This window comes from Streptomyces sp. NPDC030143 (assembly GCF_055573695.1).
On the sequence record NZ_JBVIAY010000030.1, the window covers coordinates 63,116 to 68,883 of the forward strand.

The following is a 5,768-nucleotide window of genomic DNA, read 5'->3' on the forward strand; positions in this document are numbered from 1 at the left end:
TTCCTCTTCCCCCCCCCCCCCCCCACCCCCCCCTCCCCCTCCCCCCCTCCCCCCCCCCCCCCCCCCCCCCCCCCCCCCCCCCCCCCCCCCCCCCCCCCCGGGGCCGTGGTTACTTCTTCGCCTCGGAGTCGCCGTCGGTCTTCTTCGGCTCCTCGTCGGCCTCGGCCTCGGCGGTCCGGTCCTCGGGCTCGTCCTTCTTGCCGAGGTCGACGGGCTTGTCGTCGGAGGCGGCAGCAGCGTCGGAGGACCCGTCGGTGTCGGAGGACTCGGTGAGGGAGGAAGCGTCGTCCGGGACGATGTCGGAGTCGGACTTCAGGTCGTGCTCGATGCCGTGGACGATGCGGTTGTACTCGTCGTCGGACAGGACGGCGCCGATCGAGTTCTTGGCGAAGAGCAGCTCCACACCCGGGCCGGCGTCGAGGAGGACCGTGTCGTCGTTGACCTCCTTGACCGTCGCGTACATGCCCCCGATGGTGCGGACACCACTACCTGGCTGCATCTGGTTGCGCATGTCCACGGCCTGCTGCTGCTTCTTCTTCGCCGACCGGGTCATCAGGAACATGGCCCCGATGAGCACGATGAACGGGAGGAGGGTCACGAGACTCACGGGTCGGTACTTCCTTCACGTGACCGCGATGGTGAGCGGCCTGATGGTTGGGGGTATGTGTGTCGCCGACAAGGGCGGCATCGGCGGAGTCTAAGCGAGTCCGCGTGCAGGGAACAACGTTCAGCATGGCACCTGGGTTCCTGGTCCGGCCACTGCCCTCGCCGTCCTGCGGACGCGGTACGCGCCGTCACGTCCCGAACAGGTCCTGTTGTCCGCTGCCCGGGGCGGAGGAGCGGGGCGGGGTGAGTTGCAGGTGGGCCCAGGCGGCGGGGGTCGCGACGCGTCCGCGCGGCGTGCGGGCGAGGAGGCCTTCGCGGACCAGGAAGGGTTCGGCGACCTCTTCGACGGTCTCGCGCTCCTCACCCACCGCGACGGCGAGCGTGGACAGGCCGACCGGACCGCCGCCGAACAGCTTCAGCAGCGCTTGCAGCACCGCGCGGTCGAGCCGGTCGAGGCCGCGGGTGTCGACCTCGTAGACGGCGAGGGCCGCCGAGGCGATCTCGCGTGTGACCACGCCGTCGGCCTTGACCTGCGCGTAGTCGCGGACGCGGCGCAGCAGGCGGTTGGCGATGCGGGGCGTGCCGCGGGAGCGGCCGGCGATCTCGGCGGCGCCGTCGGTGTCGATCTCGACGTCGAGGAGGTTGGCGGAGCGGTGGATGACGCGCTGGAGTTCGGCCGGCTCGTAGAACTCCATGTGGGCGGTGAAGCCGAAGCGGTCGCGCAGCGGGGGCGGCAGCAGGCCCGCGCGCGTGGTGGCGCCGACCAGGGTGAACGGGGGCAGTTCCAGCGGGATGGCGGTGGCACCGGGGCCCTTGCCGACGATGACGTCGACGCGGAAGTCCTCCATCGCCATGTAGAGCATCTCCTCGGCGGGCCGGGACATGCGGTGGATCTCGTCGAGGAAGAGGACCTCGCCCTCCTGGAGGGAGGAGAGGATCGCGGCGAGGTCGCCGGCGTGCTGAATGGCGGGGCCGGAGGTGATGCGGATGGGGGCGCCCATCTCGGCGGCGATGATCATCGACAGCGTGGTCTTGCCCAGTCCCGGGGCGCCGGAGAGCAGGACGTGGTCGGCGGTGGCGCCGCGCGCGCGGGCGGCGCGCAGGACGAGGTCGAGCTGCTCGCGGACCTTCTCCTGGCCGATGAACTCGCCCAGGTCCTTCGGGCGCAGCGCGGCCTCGACGGCCTGGTCCTCCCCGTCGGCGACAGAGCCCACCAGCCGGTCGGCGGCGGGGCCGACGAGCCGCTCCGGGGCGGTGTTGTCGGTCGTGTCGTCCCAGTTCATGTGTGTGCCTAACGCGGGTCGTGGGTCAGCGGGCGCGGTTCAGGGTCTGCAGGGCGGCCTTCAGCAGCTGGCCCACCTGCGGGGTGCCCTCGGCGGCCTCGGCCTGTGGGGTCACGGCGGACACGGCCTCGTCGGCCTCGCGGGTGGCGTATCCGAGGCCGATGAGCGCGGCGTGGAGCTGGTCGCGCCAGCCCTGGGTGACCGGGGCGCCGATCGCGGGCGCGCCGACGGGCTCGCCGAGCCGGTCCTTCAGCTCCAGCAGCAGCTTCTGGGCGCCCTTCCTGCCGATGCCGGGGACCGCGATCAGGGCCTTCTCGTCACCGGTCGACACGGCCCGGCGCAACGCGTCGGGCGTGTGCACGGCCAGCATGGCCTGGGCGAGCCGGGGGCCGACCCCGCTGGCGGTCTGCAGCAGCTCGAAGACCTGCCGCTCGTCGTCGTCCGCGAAGCCGTACAGGGTGAGGGAGTCCTCGCGGACGACCAGGGAGGTCGCCAGCCTGGCCGGCTGGCCCGTCCGCAGTCCCGAGAGGGTGTTCGGCGTGCACTGGACGGCGATGCCGATGCCGCCCACCTCGACCACCGCGGAGTCGGGGGCGAGGGCGGCGACCGGACCGCTGAGGAAGGCGATCATGCCGTACGGCCTTTCGATGCGTGCAGGGCGACGGCCTGCTGGAGTCGGTTCTGCGCGGGGGCGCGCCAGATGTGGCAGATGGCCAGGGCGAGGGCGTCGGCCGCGTCGGCGGGCTTGGGGGGCGCGTCGAGCCGCAGCAGCCGGGTGACCATCGCGCCGACCTGGGCCTTGTCGGCGCGACCGCTGCCGGTGACGGCGGCCTTGACCTCGCTGGGGGTGTGCAGGGCGACGGGGATGCCGCGGCGGGCGGCGCAGAGCATGGCGACGGCGCTGGCCTGGGCGGTTCCCATGACGGTGCGCACGTTGTGCTGGCTGAACACCCGCTCCACGGCGACGCATTCGGGCCGGTACTCGTCCAGCCACTGCTCGACGCCCTGCTCCACGGCGACGAGGCGCCGGCCCAGCTCGGCGTCCGCCGGCGTGCGGACGACGCCGACGCCGAGCATCGTCAACGGACGCCCCGCGCCCCCGTCGACGACGCCGACACCACACCGCGTCAGTCCGGGGTCCACCCCGAGAACACGCACGCCCGCCCCTCCCTTTCGGATGCCTGTTTGTGCAGGCTATCGGGTGCCACCGACAACGGCGGCGGGCCGGTGGGACGTGTCCCACCGGCCCGCCGGATCCGCGCGGCCCGCGACAGCGTTACGCGTCGACCTTCTCCATGACCTCGTCGCTGACGTCGAAGTTGGCGAAGACGTTCTGCACGTCGTCACTGTCCTCGAGCGCGTCGATCAGCTTGAAGATCTTCCTGGCGCCCTCCTCGTCCAGTTCGACCTGCATGGTCGGGACGAAGTTGGCCTCGGCGGAGTCGTAGTCGATGCCGGCGTCCTGGAGGGCGGTACGGACCGCGACCAGGTCGGTGGCCTCGCTGAGGACCTCGAAGTTCTCCCCGAGGTCGTTGACCTCCTCGGCGCCCGCGTCCAGGACGGCGGCGAGGACGTCGTCCTCGGTCAGCTCGCCCTTGGGGACGATGACGACGCCCTTGCGGTGGAAGAGGTACGACACGGAGCCCGGGTCGGCCATGGAGCCGCCGTTGCGGGTCATGGCGACGCGGACCTCGGAGGCGGCGCGGTTGCGGTTGTCGGTGAGGCACTCGATGAGCACCGCGACACCGTTCGGTCCGTAGCCCTCGTACATGATCGTCTCGTAGTCGGCGCCGCCGGCCTCGAGACCGCCACCGCGCTTGATCGCGGAGTCGATGTTCTTGTTGGGGACGGACTGCTTCTTGGCCTTCTGGACGGCGTCGTAGAGCGTCGGGTTGCCCTCGAGGTCGACACCACCCATGCGCGCCGCGACCTCGATGTTCTTGATCAGCTTCGCGAAGAGCTTGCCGCGCTTGGCGTCGATCACGGCCTTCTTGTGCTTCGTCGTGGCCCATTTAGAGTGGCCGGACATCTGCCTGTCTCCTTCGCGTAACCCATCTCTGTACGAACGGCAGAGATCCTACAAGGACTCCGCTGTCCGGTTCGCTCGCACCAGGTCGACGAAGAGCGCGTGCACCCGGTGGTCGCCGGTCAGTTCCGGGTGGAACGACGTGGCGAGCGCGTTGCCCTGCCGCACGGCGACGATGTGGCCGTCGTGCTCGGCGAGCACCTCGGCGCCCGCGCCCACGGACTCGACCCAGGGGGCGCGGATGAAGACGCCCTCCACGGGGTCGCCGGCGACGCCCTTGACGTCGACCGAGGCCTCGAAGGACTCGTTCTGGCGGCCGAAGGCGTTGCGGCGCACGATCATGTCGATGCCGCCGACGGTCTCCTGGCCCGAGCGCGGGTCGAGGATCTTGTCGGCGAGCATGATCATGCCCGCGCAGGTGCCGTACACGGGCATGCCGTCGCGCACGCGCGCGCGGAGGGGTTCCATCATGCCGAACAGGACGGCGAGCTTGGAGATGGTGGTGGACTCGCCGCCGGGCAGGACGAGGCCGTCCACCTCGGCGAGTTCCTCGGGGCGCCGCACCGGCCTGGCCACGGCGTCGGCCGCGGCCAGGGCGATGAGGTGCTCCCGTACGTCGCCCTGGAGGGCCAGGACGCCTATGACAGGAGTGTTCATGGGTGGTTACCAGCCGCGGTTGGCGTAGCGCTCGGTCTCGGGGAGGGTGTCGCAGTTGATGCCGACCATGGCCTCGCCGAGGTTGCGGGACGCGTCCGCGATGATCTTCGGGTCGTCGTAGAAGGTGGTCGCCTTGACGATGGCGGCGGCGCGCTTGGCCGGGTCGCCGGACTTGAAGATGCCGGAGCCGACGAAGACGCCCTCGGCGCCGAGCTGGCGCATCAGCGCGGCGTCGGCGGGGGTGGCCACACCACCGGCGGAGAACAGCACGACCGGGAGCTTGCCCAGTTCGGCGACCTCCTTGACCAGCTCGTACGGGGCACGCAGCTCCTTGGCGGCGGCGTACAGCTCGTGGTTGTCGAAGCCGCGCAGCTTGGCGATCTCGTTCTTGATCTGGCGCAGGTGGCGGACGGCCTCGACGACGTTGCCGGTGCCGGCCTCGCCCTTGGAGCGGATCATCGCGGCGCCCTCGGCGATGCGGCGCAGGGCCTCGCCCAGGTTGGTGGCACCGCAGACGAACGGGGTGGTGAAGGCCCACTTGTCGGAGTGGTTGACCTCGTCGGCCGGAGTGAGGACCTCGGACTCGTCGATGTAGTCGACGCCGAGGGACTGCAGGACCTGCGCCTCGACGAAGTGGCCGATGCGGGACTTGGCCATGACCGGGATCGAGACGGCCTCGATGATGCCTTCGATCATGTCCGGGTCGGACATGCGGGCCACGCCGCCGTCCTTGCGGATGTCTGCCGGGACCCGCTCCAGGGCCATGACGGCGACGGCGCCCGCGTCCTCGGCGATCTTCGCCTGCTCCGGCGTCACGACGTCCATGATCACGCCGCCCTTGAGCTGCTCCGCCATGCCGCGCTTCACGCGCGCTGTGCCGGTCTCGGGAGCCTGGTTCTCGATGATGGACACGGGTTTGACCTCGCTGAGGGAAGAGGGGGTTTCTGCAAGCACCGAGGTAACGGGAGTGGGCCAGTCCACAGCAAGGGCCAATGGGAAGTCGGTGGATCCTTTTCCGACCGTCGCGGGGGTCTTCGCGACCGTCGCAAGGACCTTCTCGACCGCCCCGGGGGTCCTTTTTCGGCCGTCGCGGGGCCCGTCCCGGGGACTAGTAGTGCTTCGTTACGTCGGGTGATCTTGCCTGGTGGTGGGCATCTTCTTGGCATGAGGCTGGGGGAGGTGGAACGACTCCGGGG

The 5,768-nt window shown here is 70.8% G+C and carries 7 protein-coding genes; all 7 read right to left on the reverse strand.

The window, feature by feature from the left end; all coding sequences use genetic code 11:
- Positions 1–109: 109 nt before the first annotated feature.
- The 7 genes from yajC to pdxS all read right to left on the reverse strand — a co-directional run bounded on the left by yajC (position 110) and on the right by pdxS (position 5,484).
- Positions 110–607 carry a preprotein translocase subunit YajC gene (yajC, locus tag ACZ4YY_RS33395; protein WP_468298724.1) on the reverse strand — a complete coding sequence of 166 codons (498 nt, stop codon included), beginning with the start codon at positions 605–607 and terminating at the stop codon, positions 110–112.
- A 187-nt stretch (positions 608–794) separates the two neighbouring features.
- Positions 795–1,889 (reverse strand): Holliday junction branch migration DNA helicase RuvB, encoded by a 1,095-nt coding sequence (gene ruvB, locus ACZ4YY_RS33400; RefSeq protein ID WP_468298725.1) that lies wholly within the window; start codon positions 1,887–1,889, stop codon positions 795–797.
- Positions 1,890–1,914: 25 nt separating this feature from the next.
- Complete coding sequence (ruvA, locus tag ACZ4YY_RS33405) at positions 1,915–2,520, reverse strand: Holliday junction branch migration protein RuvA (protein ID WP_468298726.1); 606 nt, start codon at positions 2,518–2,520, stop codon at positions 1,915–1,917.
- Complete coding sequence (gene ruvC / locus ACZ4YY_RS33410; RefSeq protein ID WP_468298727.1) at positions 2,517–3,047, reverse strand: crossover junction endodeoxyribonuclease RuvC; 531 nt, start codon at positions 3,045–3,047, stop codon at positions 2,517–2,519. The genes ruvA and ruvC overlap by 4 nt, the downstream gene beginning before the upstream one ends.
- 118 nt (positions 3,048–3,165) lie before the next feature.
- Positions 3,166–3,918, reverse strand: a complete 753-nt coding sequence (locus tag ACZ4YY_RS33415) for a YebC/PmpR family DNA-binding transcriptional regulator (RefSeq protein WP_468298728.1) — start codon at positions 3,916–3,918, stop codon at positions 3,166–3,168.
- Positions 3,919–3,966: 48 nt separating this feature from the next.
- On the reverse strand, positions 3,967–4,572 hold the full coding sequence (gene pdxT / locus ACZ4YY_RS33420) for a pyridoxal 5'-phosphate synthase glutaminase subunit PdxT (protein ID WP_468298729.1): 606 nt from the start codon (positions 4,570–4,572) through the stop codon (positions 3,967–3,969).
- Between the two features lie 6 nt (positions 4,573–4,578).
- The gene (gene pdxS / locus ACZ4YY_RS33425) at positions 4,579–5,484 is read right to left on the reverse strand and encodes a pyridoxal 5'-phosphate synthase lyase subunit PdxS (protein ID WP_390736835.1); all 906 of its coding nucleotides are present in this window, start codon (positions 5,482–5,484) and stop codon (positions 4,579–4,581) included.
- Positions 5,485–5,768 lie beyond the last annotated feature (284 nt).